At 73.7% G+C, this 13,893-nt stretch carries 17 protein-coding genes; 11 read left to right on the forward strand and 6 right to left on the reverse strand.

The window, feature by feature from the left end; translation table 11 throughout:
• Positions 1–4: 4 nt before the first annotated feature.
• The gene (locus tag GA0070603_RS03525) at positions 5–685 is read left to right on the forward strand and encodes a hypothetical protein (protein ID WP_091307017.1); all 681 of its coding nucleotides are present in this window, start codon (positions 5–7) and stop codon (positions 683–685) included.
• Positions 686–880: 195 nt separating this feature from the next.
• Positions 881–1,771, forward strand: a complete 891-nt coding sequence (locus GA0070603_RS03530; RefSeq protein ID WP_091307020.1) for a GNAT family N-acetyltransferase — start codon at positions 881–883, stop codon at positions 1,769–1,771.
• 64 nt (positions 1,772–1,835) lie between these two features.
• On the opposite strand, the gene cydB is transcribed toward GA0070603_RS03530, so the two are convergent.
• Both cydB and GA0070603_RS03540 read right to left on the reverse strand, forming a co-directional pair.
• Positions 1,836–2,834, reverse strand: a complete 999-nt coding sequence (gene cydB / locus GA0070603_RS03535; protein WP_091307023.1) for a cytochrome d ubiquinol oxidase subunit II — start codon at positions 2,832–2,834, stop codon at positions 1,836–1,838.
• Positions 2,835–2,847: 13 nt separating this feature from the next.
• Entirely contained in the window at positions 2,848–4,260 is a 1,413-nt protein-coding gene (locus tag GA0070603_RS03540) for a cytochrome ubiquinol oxidase subunit I (RefSeq protein ID WP_091307026.1), read from the reverse strand.
• A 178-nt stretch (positions 4,261–4,438) separates the two neighbouring features.
• Between GA0070603_RS03540 and GA0070603_RS03545 the strand changes: the two genes are divergently transcribed.
• From GA0070603_RS03545 to GA0070603_RS03555, 3 genes are all read left to right on the forward strand, one after another.
• Positions 4,439–5,215, forward strand: coding sequence for a lysophospholipid acyltransferase family protein (locus tag GA0070603_RS03545; RefSeq protein WP_091307028.1), 777 nt, complete (start codon positions 4,439–4,441; stop codon positions 5,213–5,215).
• Positions 5,216–5,289: 74 nt separating this feature from the next.
• A complete protein-coding gene (locus GA0070603_RS03550; protein ID WP_091307035.1) occupies positions 5,290–5,940 on the forward strand; it encodes a flavodoxin family protein in 651 nt (216 codons plus the stop codon).
• A gap of 81 nt (positions 5,941–6,021) precedes the next feature.
• On the forward strand, positions 6,022–6,864 hold the full coding sequence (locus tag GA0070603_RS03555; RefSeq protein ID WP_091307038.1) for an SDR family NAD(P)-dependent oxidoreductase: 843 nt from the start codon (positions 6,022–6,024) through the stop codon (positions 6,862–6,864).
• Positions 6,865–6,867: 3 nt separating this feature from the next.
• Here the strand turns inward: GA0070603_RS03555 and GA0070603_RS03560 are convergent, their stop codons facing one another.
• Both GA0070603_RS03560 and GA0070603_RS03565 read right to left on the reverse strand, forming a co-directional pair.
• Complete coding sequence (locus tag GA0070603_RS03560; RefSeq protein ID WP_091307042.1) at positions 6,868–7,236, reverse strand: DUF4180 domain-containing protein; 369 nt, start codon at positions 7,234–7,236, stop codon at positions 6,868–6,870.
• Entirely contained in the window at positions 7,229–7,681 is a 453-nt protein-coding gene (locus tag GA0070603_RS03565; RefSeq protein ID WP_244282377.1) for a helix-turn-helix domain-containing protein, read from the reverse strand. The genes GA0070603_RS03560 and GA0070603_RS03565 overlap by 8 nt, the downstream gene beginning before the upstream one ends.
• A gap of 99 nt (positions 7,682–7,780) precedes the next feature.
• Between GA0070603_RS03565 and GA0070603_RS03570 the strand changes: the two genes are divergently transcribed.
• The 4 genes from GA0070603_RS03570 to GA0070603_RS03585 all read left to right on the forward strand — a co-directional run bounded on the left by GA0070603_RS03570 (position 7,781) and on the right by GA0070603_RS03585 (position 11,552).
• On the forward strand, positions 7,781–8,548 hold the full coding sequence (locus GA0070603_RS03570) for a glycerophosphodiester phosphodiesterase family protein (RefSeq protein ID WP_091307048.1): 768 nt from the start codon (positions 7,781–7,783) through the stop codon (positions 8,546–8,548).
• A 16-nt stretch (positions 8,549–8,564) separates the two neighbouring features.
• The gene (locus GA0070603_RS03575; protein ID WP_091307051.1) at positions 8,565–9,956 is read left to right on the forward strand and encodes an MFS transporter; all 1,392 of its coding nucleotides are present in this window, start codon (positions 8,565–8,567) and stop codon (positions 9,954–9,956) included.
• Between the two features lie 63 nt (positions 9,957–10,019).
• Entirely contained in the window at positions 10,020–10,733 is a 714-nt protein-coding gene (locus GA0070603_RS03580; protein WP_091307053.1) for a thymidine kinase, read from the forward strand.
• 27 nt (positions 10,734–10,760) lie between these two features.
• A complete protein-coding gene (locus GA0070603_RS03585) occupies positions 10,761–11,552 on the forward strand; it encodes an NPCBM/NEW2 domain-containing protein (RefSeq protein WP_091307056.1) in 792 nt (263 codons plus the stop codon).
• Positions 11,553–11,571: 19 nt separating this feature from the next.
• Here the strand turns inward: GA0070603_RS03585 and GA0070603_RS03590 are convergent, their stop codons facing one another.
• A complete protein-coding gene (locus GA0070603_RS03590; protein ID WP_091307060.1) occupies positions 11,572–12,033 on the reverse strand; it encodes an Rv0361 family membrane protein in 462 nt (153 codons plus the stop codon).
• 110 nt (positions 12,034–12,143) lie between these two features.
• On the opposite strand from GA0070603_RS03590, the gene GA0070603_RS03595 reads away from it, so the two are divergent.
• Positions 12,144–12,515 (forward strand): VOC family protein, encoded by a 372-nt coding sequence (locus tag GA0070603_RS03595; RefSeq protein ID WP_091307063.1) that lies wholly within the window; start codon positions 12,144–12,146, stop codon positions 12,513–12,515.
• Positions 12,516–12,563: 48 nt separating this feature from the next.
• Here the strand turns inward: GA0070603_RS03595 and GA0070603_RS03600 are convergent, their stop codons facing one another.
• A complete protein-coding gene (locus tag GA0070603_RS03600; RefSeq protein ID WP_091307066.1) occupies positions 12,564–13,391 on the reverse strand; it encodes an SDR family oxidoreductase in 828 nt (275 codons plus the stop codon).
• A gap of 96 nt (positions 13,392–13,487) precedes the next feature.
• On the opposite strand from GA0070603_RS03600, the gene GA0070603_RS03605 reads away from it, so the two are divergent.
• The gene (locus GA0070603_RS03605) at positions 13,488–13,889 is read left to right on the forward strand and encodes a winged helix-turn-helix transcriptional regulator (protein WP_091307069.1); all 402 of its coding nucleotides are present in this window, start codon (positions 13,488–13,490) and stop codon (positions 13,887–13,889) included.
• Positions 13,890–13,893: the final 4 nt, after the last annotated feature.

Raw genomic sequence — 13,893 nt, forward strand, 5'->3', positions numbered from 1 at the left:
TGTGATGGCGGGCCAGGGTTTGTCCACTGACGAGGTACAGGGCATCCGGGAGGCGTTGGCGGCCGGCCGCAAGCCCAAGGTGGTGTTCACGGCGGCGGCCGGGCAGATGGCGGGCCAGCTCGGGCAGGTGGTGGAGCTGACCGACCCGGAGGTGTCCGAGGAGTTCGTGGTGGTCCGCTTCGGCCGCGACGAGCTGCCCTTCTCCCCCACCGACGTGGCGATCGCCCCGAAGGGCGCCGGGCGGCGGCCGGCGGAGCCGAAGCCGGAACCCCCGGCCGAGGCGGCGCCGGCGGAGCCGGAGTTCGTGCTGGACACGCCGGCGGTGCCGGCGCCGCGACGGGAGGAGCCGAGGGTGGCGCAACAGGTGGAGCCGAAGCCGGCGCGGCGGGCGGTGAAGGCGGTGAAGCCGAAGGGCCCGGCCGGGCTGACCGTGACGCTGGCCTACGCCGACGGCGAGTGGACGGTGGCGGCGCAGCAGGGCGCCAAGGCCCTCGCCAGGCCGTACGTGGTGAAGCCGGCCGAGGCGCTGCGGATGGTGGCACTCGTCGACGTGCCCGGGGTGCAGGAGGCGGTGGAGCAGATCCTCGCCGCGGAACGGGCCGAGGCCGAACAGCAGGCGGAGAACCTGCGCGCCGAGCTGGCCGAGATCGAGGCCCGGCTGGCGGAGCTGCGCGAGGCCCGCTGAGCCCTGCCGCGCGCCCCGGCCGGAAAACGCCTCGGCCGGGGCGCGCGGCGTCTGCTACGGTTCCGCGGCGTCCTCGACCGGGGCCGGAGGGAGGTGAGTGCCATGACATGCACGACTGTCATGCGCTCCCACCCGGCCGCGAGGACGCCCGGGTCCTGAAACCGGGGAGCGCGCCGCTTCCTGGAAGGACCTTTCATGACCGATCTGGTCGTTCGCCCGCTCGTCGCGGGCGAGGAACACCTCTTCGACTCGCTGCCCGACCCCGGGCTGGTCGGGCGCGCCGTGCTCGGCGAGACCTACGCCGGCGGCGGCTTCCGCCCCGAGTGGACCTGGGTGGCCCTGCGCGACGGGAAGGTCGTCGCCCGGGCCGCCTGGTGGGCCGGGCCGGACGACCCGGCGCCGCTGGCGCTGGACTGGTTCGACTTCACCGACGCGCAGGCGGCGGTGACGTTGCTGCGCACCGCGCCGCTGCGCGCCGAGTACTCGATCCTGCTCCCCCACCGGTGGCGGGACGATCCCGCGGTGCGCGCCCAGGCGCAGGCCCGCATCGACGCCGCGACGGCGGCCGGCATGCGGGTGCTTGTCGAGCGGTACCGCTACCGCTGGACGCCCGGCTGCGGTCTGCCCGCCCGGCCGGGGCGGCTGGAGTTCCGGCCCGAGCCCGACGACGCGGTGATCCTGGACGCCCTGTGCCGCATCGGCGAGGGCAGCCTGGACGCCCACTTCCGGGCCGCGGCCGCAGCCCACGGCCCGCTCGCCGCGGCACGGGAGGACCTGGACCTGCTGCGCTGGATGCCCAGCCCTCGGGACTGGTGGCGGATGGCGTACATCCCCGGCGGCGAGCCCGTCGGCCTGGTCGTGCCGGCCCGCAACCCCACCGACCACGTCGTGGGGTTCGTCGGCGTGCTGCCCGGACAGCGCGGCCACGGCTACGCCTACGACCTGCTGGTCGAGGGCACCTACCTGCTGGTCGAGGCCGGCGCCGAGGAGATCGTGGCCGCCACCGACCAGGGCAACGCGCCGATGGTCGCCACGTTCGCCCGGGCCGGCTACCCGGTCGAGTGGGAACGGATCGATCTGGTGTGAACGCCCCGCGGGGCCGGTGCGACCCCCTCGCACCGGCCCCGCGTCACCCGCGCCCGCAGGCTCGTCAGTGTTGCGGAATGTTCTGTACCCCGATCCGCTTGCGGAACACCCAGTAGGTCCAACCCTGGTAGGCCAGCACGATCGGGGTGAACACCACGGCCACCCAGGTCATGATCTTCAGGGTGTAGGGGGTGGAGGCGGCGTTTGTCGCGGTGAGCGTGCCGGCGGCGTCGAGGGTGGACGGCAGCACGTTCGGGAACAGCGCGGCGAACAGGGTCGCCACGGCCAGGGCGATGGCCACGGCGGTGCCGGCGAACGCCCAGCCCTCCCGGCGTACCCGGGCGGCGGCGAGACCGCCGAGCAGGGCGAGGGCGGCGCCCACGGCGAGCACGACGGCGGCCGCGCTGGAGCGGATGGTCAGCGTCCACGACAGGAAGGCCACGGCCACCACGGCGGTGCCGACACCGAGCTTGACGGCCAGCGCGCCGGCCCGCTCCCGGATGTCGCCGCTGGTCTTCAGGGCGACGAACACCGCGCCGTGGGTCAGGAACAGGCCCAGGGTGGTCACCCCGCCGAGCAGGGCGTACGGGTTGAGCAGGTCGAACAGGCCGCCGGCGTACTCGTGGTCGGCCGACAGCGGCACGCCGCGGAGGATGTTGGCGAAGGCCACGCCCCACAGCACCGCCGGCACCGCCGAACCCCAGAAGATGGCCTGGTCCCAGCGGCGCTTCCAGGTCGCCTCGGTGCGCTTGTGCCGGTACTCGAAGGCCACCCCGCGGGCGATCAGGGCGAGCAGGATCAGCAGCAGCGGCAGGTAGAAGCCGGAGAAGAGGGTGGCGTACCACTCGGGGAAGGCGGCGAACATGGCCCCGCCGGCGGTGATCAGCCAGACCTCGTTGCCGTCCCAGACCGGGCCGATGGTGTTGATGAGGACGCGGCGTTCCCGGTCGTCGCGGCCCAGCACGGGCAGCAGCATGCCGACGCCGAAGTCGAAGCCTTCGAGGATGAAGTAGCCGGTGAAGAGCACGGCGACGAGGAGAAACCAGACGGTCGTCAGTTCCACGGTGGGCTCCGGGTCAGTAGGCGAACGCCAGCGGGCGGTCGGCGTCGTCGGTGTCGGCGGGTTCGGGGGCCGGGGTCACGTCGGGCACGCCGGCCTTGGCGTAGCGGACCAGCAGCTTGAACTCGATCACCGCGAGGGTGGCGTAGATCAGGGTGAAGGCGGTGAACGAGGTGAGGACCTCGGTCAGCGAGACGCTGCGGGACACGCCGTCGCGGGTGAGCATCTCGCCGAAGACGATCCACGGCTGGCGGCCCATCTCGGTGAAGATCCAGCCGAAGGAGTTGGCCAGCAGCGGCAGGGCCGGCATGACCAGGCCGGCGCGCAGCAGCCACCGGCTCGACGGGGTGCGGCCCTTGCGCTGGGTCCAGAGCACGATCAGGGCGATCGCGGCGGCGGCCAGCCCGAGGCCGATCATGAATCGGAAGCTCCAGTAGGTGACCGGGATGATCGGGGTGTAGCTGCCGGCGCCGTACTGGCTGGCGTACTGGGCCTGGAGGTCGTTGATGCCCTGCACGGTGCCGTTCGGGTCGCCGGTGCCGAGGAACGACAGCAGGTACGGGATCTTGAGGGCGAAGACCTCGCGGCTGCCGTCGAGGCTGCCGACGGTGAGCACGGAGAACGAGGCGGGGCTCTCGGTGGTGTAGAGGCCCTCGGCGGCGGCCATCTTCATCGGCTGCACCTCGGTCATGATCTTGCCCTGGATGTCGCCGGTGAACAGCACCAGCGCCGAGGAGACCAGCACCACCCAGGAGCCGAACTTCGTGGCGAAGCGGTACGCGTCGGTGTCGGCGCTGTCGCGGTTGCGGATGACGTGCCACAGCCCGACGGCGACGATCAGCGACCCGGCGACGAGGAACGCGCCGGAGAGGGTGTGCGGGAAGGTGACCAGGGCGACCTTGTTGGTGAGCACGGCGAGGAAGTCGGTCAGCTCGGCGCGGCCGGTGTCCGGGTTGATCCGGAAGCCGACCGGGTTCTGCATGAACGAGTTCGCGGCGAGGATGAAGTACGCGGACAGGTTCGTGCCGATCGCCGCGGCCCAGATGGCGGCCAGGTGCAGGCGCTTGGGCAGCCGGTCCCAGCCGAAGATCCACAGGCCGATGAATGTCGACTCCAGGAAGAACGCGACCAGGGCCTCGATCGCCAGCGGGGCGCCGAAGATGTCGCCGACGAAGCGCGAGTAGTCCGACCAGTTCATGCCGAACTGGAACTCCTGCACGATGCCGGTGACCACGCCCATCGCGAAGTTGATGAGGAAGAGCTTGCCGTAGAACTTGGTGAGCTTGAGGTAGCGCTCCCTGCCGGTGCGGTGCCACATCGTCTGGAGGATGGCCACCAGCACGGACAGGCCGATGGTCAAGGGCACGAAGAGAAAGTGGTAGACGGTGGTGACACCGAACTGCCAGCGGGCGACGTCCAACGCGTCCACCTGAAAACCCCCAGCTGTGCATACTACGAGACGTAGTAAATACTACTCGGCGTCGTAGAAGATTGGGCAGGGCCGCACGGCCCGAAGCGGCCCGGGACCAATGACCCTGATCACCTCTGCCGGTCGGCCCGGGATCGGGTCCCGGGCTCACCCGCGCGCGTGCGACCATCCAGCACTGATGGACACCCCGATCACCCACTGGCGGGCGCCCCTGCTGTGGCGCGCCGCGCAACTGGCCGCCCGCGGCCTCGTCGCACTCGTCGGCCGGCTCGAGGTCAGCGGCGACGTGCCGGAGGACCTGCGGCGCGGGCCGCTGGTCCTGGCCGCCAACCACATCAGCCCCTTCGACCCCGTGGTGCTCGCCGCCGCCTGCCAGGTCCGCGGCATCCACCCGCGGATCATGGCCACCGGCGGGCTGTTCCGCGCCCCGGTGATCGGCCCGCTGATGCGCCGCGCCGGGCACATCCGCGTCGACCGCGGCACCAGTTCGGTGCACCACTCGCTGGAGATGGCCGCCGGCGCGGTGGCCGGCGGCTCGGTGGTGCTGGTCTACCCCGAGGGGCGCATCGGGCTGGACCCCGGCATGTGGCCCGAGCGGGGCAAGACCGGCGCCGCCCGGCTCGCCTTCGCCAGCGGCGCCCCCGTCCTCCCGGTCGCCCAGTGGGGATCCCACGAGGTGCTGCCCTACCGGGCGCCCAAGGGCATGCTGCCCGCCCTGGCCCGGGCGGTGTGGCGCCGCCCCGTCATCCGGGTGCGGTTCGGCACCCCGGTGCTGCTGCGCGACCTGCACCCCGGCACGCCCGGCGCGGCCCGGCGGGCCACCGACCGGATCATCGACGCGATCACCGACGACCTGGCGCCGCTGCGCCCCGACGAGCCCGACCGGCCCCGCCACGTCGACCCCGGCCGGCCCACCGAGACGACCCGGTCGCACCGCCGCCGGCCGGCGAGCTGACCGGTCAGGCATCGCCGGCCACCCACCGGGGTATGCCAGGGCGGTCACCGCCGGCCGGCCGAGAGGAAACGACAGTGGCGTCCATCCGGGCCCTGGTGCTCAACTGCACGCTGAAGCCGTCCCCCGCCCCGTCCAGCTCGGAGGTGCTCGGCCAGGAGGTCCTCGACGCGCTGGGCGACCAGGGGGTGTCCGGGGAGATGATCCGCGTCGTCGACCACTCGGTGCGCTTCGGCGTCTCCACCGACGAGGGTGACGGGGACGGGTGGCCGGCCATCCGCGCGAAGCTCCTCGACGCGCAGATCCTGGTGATCGCCACCCCGATCTGGCTGGGCCAGCCGTCGGCGGTCTGCAAGATGGTCCTGGAACGCCTGGACGCCGAACTGTCCGAGACCGACGCCGAGGGCCGGCTGCGCACGTACGGCAAGGTGGCCGGCGTCGCCGTGGTCGGCAACGAGGACGGCGCCCACCACACCATCGGCCAGGTGCAGCAGGCGCTCAACGAGGTCGGCTTCACCTGCCCCGCCGCGGGCGCCACCTACTGGGTCGGCGAGGCGCTGCACAAGACCGACTACATCGACGCCCGCCCGAAACCGGACACCACGGGCCGCACCACCACGGCGCTGGCCCTCAACAGCGCGCACCTGGCGCGGCTGCTGGCCGAGCAGCCGTACCCGCCGCCGCAGACCCGCGACGTGGGCGTCGGTCCGAGCCGGCAGCCGGGCTGACGTCGCGCGTTCCGCTGCGGTGACCGGCCGCCCGGTGCGACCCTGCGAGCGGAACCCGGGCAGCCGAGGGCGGAGGCGGGGATGAGCGCACCAACGGTCCTGATCACCGGCACGTCCACCGGGATCGGCCTGGAGACCGCCGTGGGCGCGGCCCGCGCCGGCTGGCGGACCGTGGCCACCCTGCGCGACCTCGCCCGCGCCGACCGGCTGCGCGCCGCCGCCGACGCCGCCGGGGTCGCCGACCTGCTCGACGTACGCCTGCTCGACGTCGTCGACCAGGCCGAGGTGGCCGCCTGCGTGGCCGACGTCGTGGCCCGCCACGGCCGGCTCGACGCGGTGATCAACAACGCCGGCGCCGGGCACGTCGGCACCCTCGAACAGGAGACCGTCGAGGACGTCCGGGCCGTCATGGAGGTCAACTTCTTCGGCGTCCTGCACGTCACCCGCGCCGCGCTGCCGCACCTGCGCGCCACCCGGGGCCGGCTCATCACCGTGACCAGCGTCGGCGGGGTGGTCGGGCAGCCGTTCAACGAGGCGTACTGTGCGGCGAAGTTCGCCGTCGAGGGGTTCATGGAGAGCCTCGCCCCGGTCGCCGCCACCGTCGGGGTCAGCGTCACCGTGGTCGAGCCCGGCGCCGTGGCCAGCGAGTTCGTCGCCAACGTCGGCCTCGACCCGGAGGCCGCGATCGCCGCCGCCGGGGTGTACGGGCCGGCGCTGCGCGCGTACCTGGACCGCACCGCCGCCGCGTTCGCCACCGCGCAGTCGCCGGCGGACGCCGCCGCGGCGGTGGTGGCGACACTCGTCGACCCGGAGCCCGCGCCCCGGGTGCAGACCTCCCCCGCCGCCCGGCAGTTCGTCGGCGTCAAGCTGGCCGACCCCGACGGGCTCGGGGTGACCTCGTTGACCGCGGGCTGGGTGCGCTGACGCTCAGCCGGTGGCGGCCAGCCGGGCGTCCAGCGCGGCCAGGTCGGGCACGAACCAGATGTGGTCGTGCCGGTTGGACTCGGCCACCAGCGCCCGCAGCGCGCCGCTCTCGGCCAGGTGCGCGGAGATGTCGCCGACGACGACCAGCCGCAGCCGGTAGTTGACGAACTTCTGCATGATCTCCCCGGCGAAGCGGGTGCCCAGGGAGAAGAAGCTCGGGTCGAGCCGGCCGGCGGGCACCGCGACCACCTCGGCACCGCCGAAGGCCGCGCCGATCAGGTCGAGGGCCGCCTCGGTGGTGGCCACCGGCGGGCCGGCCGGGTCGCAGACCAGCACCGGCACCCCGGCCCGCTCCTCCAGCACGTCAGGCATCGCCGGTCTCCTTCCCGGTGAGCAGGCCGTTGTCGCCGGCCAGCACGGCGTCGACCAGGTGCAGCAGGTCGGCGGTGGCGGCGGCGTCGCCCAGGATCACGATCTTCATGCGGTGGCGTTCCTCGTCGTGGACGGTCTGCACGCGCAGGGGGCGCGCGGGGTCGTGGTGGGTGTTGACGCCGGCCAGCACGAGCGTGGCGAGGCGGTCGGCCGCCGCCCGGTCGACGCCGTCGACCTGCACGATGCTCGACACCTCCGCCGCCCGCGCGCCGGCGGCGGGCGCGGGCCGGCCGGTCAGCGCGTCGAGGTCGGCGCGGGCGATCCGGTACTGCTTGCCGATCCGCACCGCGCGCAGCCGGCCGGCGCGGATGTAGCCGCGCACGGTGCGTACGTGCAGGCCGAGCAGCTCCGCCACTTGCTCCACCGAGTACATGTCATTACCCATCGCACCTCATCGTAGCGACAAAAGGGAACGATAGGGAAGTTGGTTGCGGCGACGGCGGCCGGTCACCCGGACGTCACGCGGGCCCGGCATACTTCCGGCGTGCAGCCCCGACACGGCTACCTCGACGCCCCCGCACCCCTCGCGTTCGCCCACCGCGGCGGCGCGGCCGAGGGCGACGAGAACACCGCCGCCGCGTTCGCCCGCGCCGTCGCCCTCGGCTACCGGTACGTGGAGACCGACGTGCACGCCACCGCCGACGGCGTGCCGGTGATCTTCCACGACGCCACCCTGCGCCGGGTCACCGGCGAGCGCGGCCGCATCGCCGACCTGCGCTGGGCCGACCTGGCCTCGGTGCGCGTCGGCGGCGCCGCCGTGGTCCCCCGCCTCGACGAGGTCCTCGCCGCCTGGCCCGAGGTCCGGTTCAACGTCGACGTCAAGGCCGACGGTGGCGTCGTGCCGACCGTCGACACGGTCACCCGGACCGGCGCCGGCGAGCGGGTGCTGCTCGCCTCGTTCAGCGACGCCCGGCTGGCCCGGCTGCGCGCCCTGGCCGGGGCCAAGGTCGCCACCAGCCTCGGCATGCGCGGGGTGGCCCGGCTGCGGATGGCCTCCCTGCACGGACGGCCGATGCGGCTGCCCCCGTCCGTGGTCGCCGCCCAGGTCCCCGTCCGCTACGGGCGCGTGCCCGTGGTCGACCGCCGGTTCCTCGACTACTGCCACCGGCTCGGGTTGCAGGTGCACGTCTGGACGATCGACGATCCCGCCGAAATGCACGACTTACTTGATCTTGGTGTGGATGGCATCATGACCGATCACGTCGGCGTGCTGCGCGACGTCTACCGCAGCCGCGGCCACTGGGCCGCCTGAACCTCCGAGGACCCCGATGGCCGAAACGGTCGCCCCCGCCGTCGCCGAGCCCGCCCGCCCGGGCAGCACCCGCCGCGAACGCACCGGCTGGTACTTCTACGACTGGGCGAACTCCGCCTTCCAGACCACGGTGATCACGGTCTTCCTCGGCCCGTTCCTCACCACCGTCACCGAGCTGGCCGCCGGCTGCGAGCTGGGCGCCGACAGCTGCGACGGGGCCGTGCACCCGCTAGGCATCCGCGTCGCGGCCGGCTCCTACTACCCGTACCTGATCTCGCTGTCGGTATTCCTCACCGTGTTCGTGCTGCCGGTCGTCGGGGCGATCGCCGACCGGTCGGCGCACAAGAAGCGGCTGCTCGCCGCGGCGGCGTTCACCGGCGCCGGCGCGACCATCGCGTTCGCGTTCGTCACCGGCGAGCGCTACCTGCTCGGCGGGGCGCTGTTCCTGGTCGCCAACATCTCCTTCGGCGCCGCCGTGGTCGTCTACAACTCGTTCCTGCCGCAGCTCGGGGGCCCCGACGACCGGGACGCCATCTCCAGCCGCGGCTGGGCCATCGGCTACCTCGGCGGCGGGCTGCTGCTCGCGCTGAACCTGGTCGCGGTCACCATGCTCAGCGAGGAGGGCAACCCGCAGCGCACCCTCGACCTGGCCCGCTGGTCGATCGTCTCGGCCGGCGTCTGGTGGGCGGCGTTCACCCTGCTGCCGCTGCGCTGGCTGCGCGAACACCCCACCGCCGCGGCGCTGCACGGCAACGGTCACGTGCTCACCGACGGGTTCCGGCAGCTCGGCCGCACCCTGCGGGAGATCAAGGCGTACCCGCTGACGCTGTTCTTCCTGCTCGCCTTCCTGGTCTTCAACGACGGCATCCAGACCGTCATCACCCTGGCCAGCCAGTACGGCACCGAGGAACTGCGGCTGGAGCAGAGCACCCTGATCGTGACGATCCTGCTGGTGCAGTTCCTGGCCTTCGGCGGCGCGCTCGCCCTCGGTGCCCTGGCCCGGCGCATCGGCGCCTGGAAGACCGTGCTGCTGTCCCTGGTGCTCTGGACCGGCGTGATCATCGCCGCATTCCGGCTGCCCGCCGAGGCGCCGCTGCCGTTCATGGTGCTCGGCGGGTGCATCGGCCTGGTGCTCGGCGGCAGCCAGGCGCTCAGCCGGTCGCTGTTCAGCCAGCTCATCCCCGCCGGCAAGGAGGGCGAGTACTACGGCTTCTACGAGATCAGCGACAAGGGCACCAGCTGGCTCGGGCCGCTCGCGTTCGGCCTGGTGTTCCAGCTCACCTCCTCGTACCGGGTGGGCCTGGTCTCCCTGCTGATCTTCTTCGTGGTCGGGTTCGCGCTGCTGGCGGCCGTGCCGATCCGCCGGGCCATCGTCGCCGCCGGCAACACCCCGCCCCGGGTGCTGTGAGCCGTGCCCGCGCGGGCCGCGCGGGCAAGATCCTTCCGTGTCGATGGGCTAGGCTGCCGCGACGTGACCGACGACGCCGCCCCGATCTGCCTGGCCCGTCCCCTGCCGGGCCCCGGCGACGACCGTGCCGGCGGCTGCGCCGCCGCCCGTGCCGTCGACGGCCGGCCGCTGCACGCCGCCGCGCTGAAGTTCTTCTGGGGGCCGATGGACTGCGGCAAGTCCACGATGGCACTGCAGATGAACTACAACCACTCCCGGCAGGGCCGCCGCGGCCTGGTCACCACCCGCATCGACCGCTCGCTCGGCCCGCAGGTCACCACCCGCATCGGGCTGGCCCACTCCGCCGTCGAGGTGACCGACGAGCTGGACCTGCGCGACCTGGTGCGCGACGCCTGGGCCGAGGGGGTCCGCGTCGACTACCTGATCTGCGACGAGGCGTCCTTCTACAACCTGGCGCACATCGAGCAGATGGCCGACCTGGTCGACAACTTCGACGTCGACGTGTACGCCTTCGGCCTGGCCACCGACTTCCGCTCCTGCCTGTTCCCCGCCGCGCAGCGGCTGTTCGAACTCGCCGACGAGGTGGCCCGCATCCAGGTCGAGGTGCTCTGCTGGTGTGGCCGGGAGGGGCGGCTCAACGCCCGGGTCGTCGAGGGGCGGGTCGTGCGCGAGGGCGAGCAGGTCGTCATCGGCGACACCGTGGACACCGCCGACGTGCGCTACCAGGTGCTGTGCCGGCGCCACTACCGCTCCGGCGACCTCGGCCCGCGGGCCTGACGGGCGCGCGCCTGATACAAACGGCCCGTGCGCACGGACGGGATCACCACGGCACCGGTGGAAGGCACGGCCCCGCGACCCGCGCGCCTGCTGCCGCAGGGCGTGGGCGTGGTCGCCGACGTGGCGGCGGTGGCCGCGCTGCTCGCCGGCGGCGGCCGGCCCATCGTCCTGGCGGCCAGCGCGGGCGCCGTCCTGACCGGCGGCTACCTCCTGGTACGCCGCCTGGGGCAGCCCGTCGACCGGACCGCGCTGGTGGGCCTGGCCGTCGCGGTCGCCGGAGCGGCAATCTTCGGCTACGCCCTGCGGACCGCACCCGGACCGGCGGCGGACGCGGCCGCGGGTGAGGGTGGGGTGGCGGCACGCGACGGCGGGGCGGCGGCACCGGCCACCGCCACGACCAGCGCCGTGCCGCCGCCCGACGGCGCCACGACCTGGCTGTTCGACCTGCCGCCCGTCGAGGGCGGCCAGGGCTGGCGGCAGCGGGCGGCGACGGTGTCCGGCACACGGCACGAGCAGAGCGTCGTCGCCTCGACCTGCTACGCCACCAACGACGAGGCGGAGTCGTTCAACCTCGGCAAGCGCTACACCCGCTTCACGGCCACGGTGGGGGTGGCCGACGGCGCCCCGGACGACTACCGCACCCGCTTCACCGTGCTGGTCGACGGCGAGACCGTCTTCCGCCGGGAGTTGGGGCTCGGGGACAGCGCACCGGTGGAGGTGCCGCTCACCGGCGCGCTCCGGCTGATGCTGAAGGTCGAGAGCGTCGGCCTCACCTCCTGCGACGACGCCGCCGTGTGGGCCGAGCCGGCCCTGCGGTGAGGTCCCCGGCGAGCGGTGGTCAGAACGGGTCGCCGCAGACCCGCCACTTCCCGTCCTCCTGCACGATCGGCAGCTCCCGCTCCTCGCTGCCGCCGCCGTCGCGGGTGAGCCGCACCGTCACCGTGCCGCGCGGCCGGCCGCCCCGGGTCTGCACCGACACGTCGACGATCTCGTAGCCGCTGACCTGCGGCGGGGTGCGCACCCAGCTGCCGAAGCCGACCTGGCTCCACTTCCCGCGCGCCTCCCGGCACAGCTTGTCGTACGCCTGGTCGGTCTCCCCGGCGGCCACATCGCGGAAGAACGCGTCGGCGGTGTCGCGAACCGGGCCGTTGGCCTGGAGCACCACCTGCACGTTCCAGACGCCGAGCCCGGCCACGCCGACCAGGCAGGTGCCCAGCCCGAGGACGGCGACCAGCACGCCGGCGCGTACCGGCCGGCGGCGGCGCCGGGCCGGCCGGCTCCCCGCCCGTTCCCTGCCCATCACCATCGACGGTAGGAGACCGGCGGGCCGGCCCGCAGGAACTTGTGCCGCTGCGATCCGCCCGGTCAATCCTGACAGAAGATGGCAGGTACCTTCGGCAGACTGCCGGCATGACAGTGCACGCCGACCTCGCGATGGTCAACCTCGACAGCTCCGACCCGGTCGCCCACGCCGCGTTCTACTCGCGCGCCCTCGGCTGGGAGGTCACCCACAGCCAGGCCGAATACGCCATGATCAGCAAGGACGGGACGTCGGTCGGCTTCGGCCTCGTGCCCGGATACGTGCCGCCGGCCTGGCCGGACGAGACCGCCGGCAAGCGCTACCACCTCGACCTCTACGTCGACGACGTGACCGTCGCCGAGAAGGACCTCGTCGCGGCCGGCGCGACGCGCCCGGAGTTCCAGCCGGGCGGCGAGCGGTGGACCGTGCTGCTCGACCCGATCGGCCAGCCGTTCTGCCTCTGCCCCCGCCCGCAGGGCTGAGCACCGCCGCCGGCCCGCCGGGGTTGCCCGGCGGGCCGGCGGGACCGGTCAGCGGAAGTCGGCGACGTGCCGCGCCGCCCAGTCGGCGAAGTCGCGCGGCTCCCGGCCGAGCAGCCGCGCCACGTCCGGGCTGACCCGCTGCTCCGCCGGGAACGGCGTGCCCAGGATGCTTAGGGTCGCCGCCACCACCGGCTCGGGCATGAACGCGCGCATCTGCTCCCGCGCCTGCTGCGGGGTCTGCTCGACGAACCGGACCGGCTCGCCGAGCGCCGCCGCGAGCGCCGCCGCCTGCTGCCGCGGCGAGACCGCCGCCGGCCCGGTCAGCTCGTACGTGCCGCCGGCGTGGGCGCCGTCGCGCAGCGCGAGCGCCGCCACCTCGGCGATGTCGGCCGGGTCGACGCTCGGCAGCGCCACGTCGCCGAACGGCGCGTGCACGACCCGCCCGGCGCGCACCCCGGGCGCCCAGGCGAGGGCGTTGGAGTGGAAGCCGCCCGGCCGCAGCACCGTCCACTCCAGCCCGGACGCGCGGACCGCCTCCTCCTGCCCCGGCGGATGGCGCTTGGTCGCCACGCCCTGCGAGGACAGCAGGACCACCCGGCGTACGCCGGCCTGCCGCGCGGTGTCGAGGATGGCGCCGGGGTCCGCCCCGCCGGCCAACTGTTCGCCGGTGAACAGCAGGAACAGCGCCTCGGCGCCGTCGAACGCCGCCTTCAGCCCGGTCGGGTCGGCCAGGTCGGCGCGGACCGCCCGTACGCCCGGCGGCAGGTCGGTCGGCGAGACGCGCCGGGACACGGCCGTCACCGGCTCACCCGCCCCGGCCAGCGCCCGCACCAACGGCCGTCCCACGTTCCCCGTCGCGCCGGTAACCACGATCATGACGTGCCCCTCTCGATGTGCGTTGTGGACACCGAGCACGGTAATCGCCTGCGTATAGTAGGTACCTAGAGGAAAGTATCGGCCTCGGGAGGGTTTGTGAGCAGCACCACCTGGCGCTCCGGGGTGGACGGTGACCCGGAGCAGGCCTGCCCGATCGCCCCGGTGGTCGACCTCGTGTTCAGCCGCTGGACCACGCCGATCCTCTGGGCCCTGCACGAGTACGGCCGCCAGCGCTTCGTCGAGCTGGAACGGCGGCTGGCCACCATCACCCCGAAGGTGCTCACCCAGCGGCTGCGGCAACTCGAACGCGACGGCCTCGTGCGGCGCACCTACCACGCCGAGGTGCCGCCCCGGGTGGAATACGAGATCACCGAGCTGGGGAGCAGCCTGGCCCCGCTCTTCGCCCACCTGGCGCAGTGGTCCGCCGGCAACCTCGACCGGGTCGAGCAGGCCCGCCAGGACTACGACGCCCGCCAGCGGCCGACGCGCGGGCGCTGAACGG

Source organism: Micromonospora chersina, from assembly GCF_900091475.1.
Taxonomy (GTDB): domain Bacteria; phylum Actinomycetota; class Actinomycetes; order Mycobacteriales; family Micromonosporaceae; genus Micromonospora; species Micromonospora chersina.

Excerpts from the sequence above, each read along its gene's own strand:
- GA0070603_RS03565 (WP_244282377.1), bottom strand. The coding sequence starts at position 7,681 with ATGGGTAATGACATGTACTCGGTGGAGCAAGTGGCGGAGCTGCTCGGC.
- GA0070603_RS03560 (WP_091307042.1), bottom strand. The coding sequence starts at position 7,236 with ATGCCTGACGTGCTGGAGGAGCGGGCCGGGGTGCCGGTGCTGGTCTGC.
- GA0070603_RS03590 (WP_091307060.1), bottom strand. The coding sequence starts at position 12,033 with ATGGGCAGGGAACGGGCGGGGAGCCGGCCGGCCCGGCGCCGCCGCCGG.
- GA0070603_RS03575 (WP_091307051.1), top strand. The coding sequence starts at position 8,565 with ATGGCCGAAACGGTCGCCCCCGCCGTCGCCGAGCCCGCCCGCCCGGGC.
- GA0070603_RS03595 (WP_091307063.1), top strand. The coding sequence starts at position 12,144 with ATGACAGTGCACGCCGACCTCGCGATGGTCAACCTCGACAGCTCCGAC.
- GA0070603_RS03545 (WP_091307028.1), top strand. The coding sequence starts at position 4,439 with ATGGACACCCCGATCACCCACTGGCGGGCGCCCCTGCTGTGGCGCGCC.
- GA0070603_RS03530 (WP_091307020.1), top strand. The coding sequence starts at position 881 with ATGACCGATCTGGTCGTTCGCCCGCTCGTCGCGGGCGAGGAACACCTC.
- GA0070603_RS03600 (WP_091307066.1), bottom strand. The coding sequence starts at position 13,391 with ATGATCGTGGTTACCGGCGCGACGGGGAACGTGGGACGGCCGTTGGTG.
- GA0070603_RS03525 (WP_091307017.1), top strand. The coding sequence starts at position 5 with ATGGCGGGCCAGGGTTTGTCCACTGACGAGGTACAGGGCATCCGGGAG.
- GA0070603_RS03555 (WP_091307038.1), top strand. The coding sequence starts at position 6,022 with ATGAGCGCACCAACGGTCCTGATCACCGGCACGTCCACCGGGATCGGC.